This is a genomic window from Aeromicrobium phragmitis, from assembly GCF_003674095.1.
GTDB classification, from domain to species: domain Bacteria; phylum Actinomycetota; class Actinomycetes; order Propionibacteriales; family Nocardioidaceae; genus Aeromicrobium; species Aeromicrobium phragmitis.
This window is the reverse complement of record NZ_RDBF01000288.1, coordinates 1-295: the sequence shown is the minus strand read 5'-3', so window position 1 is coordinate 295 and position 295 is coordinate 1. Positions and strand designations below refer to the sequence as shown.

Annotated in this window: 1 protein-coding gene; it reads right to left on the bottom strand. The window is 71.5% G+C overall.

The genetic code is table 11. The features are described 5' to 3' along the window. Nucleotides 1-73 precede the first annotated feature (73 nt). The coding region (locus D9V41_RS18190) for a hypothetical protein (protein WP_166376139.1) at nucleotides 74-295 on the bottom strand (222 nt) is incomplete at its 5' end.

The window sequence follows — 295 nt, the reverse complement described above, 5'->3', positions numbered from 1 at the left end:
GTTCGGCAGGCACCACCGGCCCGAAGCCCTGCCGGACGTCCCCCGTGCAACCCTGCTGGGAGGCGCCCCGCAGTCAGCCAGTGCCGCAGGGGTCCACCGGAGTGTCGCGGGCGGCGCCGCGGAGGAGATAGAGGGGGCGGCCGCACAATTCGGTGACCTCGGCGTAGCGGTCGTCGAGCAGATCCGTCGGGCCGCTGAACCCGTAACCCGGCCAGCTCGAGGGCGTGGCTGTCAGAACGATCCACGTCGGCGCATCGTCCGATTCGATGGTGGCGGCGAGGCGCTCCAGGTCGTT